Source organism: Parazoarcus communis SWub3 = DSM 12120 (assembly GCF_003226565.1).
Lineage (GTDB): Bacteria > Pseudomonadota > Gammaproteobacteria > Burkholderiales > Rhodocyclaceae > Parazoarcus > Parazoarcus communis.
Genome location: NZ_QKOE01000110.1, coordinates 1 through 533, shown reverse-complemented (window position 1 = coordinate 533; position 533 = coordinate 1). Strand labels below are relative to the sequence as shown.

At 62.9% G+C, this 533-nt stretch carries 1 protein-coding gene; it reads right to left on the bottom strand.

Going from position 1 to position 533, the window contains the following annotated elements; translation table 11 throughout:
- On the bottom strand, window positions 1-533 hold a 533-nt coding region (locus tag DNK49_RS23280; RefSeq protein ID WP_133255178.1), incomplete at both ends, for an RHS repeat protein.

The following is a 533-nucleotide window of genomic DNA, read 5'->3' as shown; positions in this document are numbered from 1 at the left end:
CCAGGGGGTCGGTGATGTTGAGCCAGCGGGTGGTGCCACTTTCGCCAAAGGCAAACTGCGTCGTCCCGTACGGTGTCGTCATCGCCGTGATGAAGGTGGCGCTGTTGTACGTAAAGGAGGACGTGAGTCCAAGGACATCGGTGATGCGACTCAGACGCCCTTGGGCATCGTAGTCGATCGAGGCACTGCGCCCGAAAGGATCCGTGATTCGGGTCAGCAACAACGGCTGACCTGCCAGTTGGTAGTCAAAGACGGTCTGGCGCCCAACCGCGTCGGTCAGGGCGACAAGCCGCCGTTGTGCGTCGTAGGACAGGTCGACAGCATTGCCCGAGGGGTCGCGGAGCCGGGTCAGAAAAATACGTCGCGGATAGGCGACGGCACCGTCCGAGAAGGCATACTCTTCGACGCTGCCGTCGGCCAGGCGGCGTTCGTAGCGGATAGGGTCAGCCGCCACCCTGACAAGGATGGCCCCGTCGCGACTTTCTGCGGTAAACGCTCCGGTTGCGCTACTGTAGCCCGCGTAGGTACGTGCC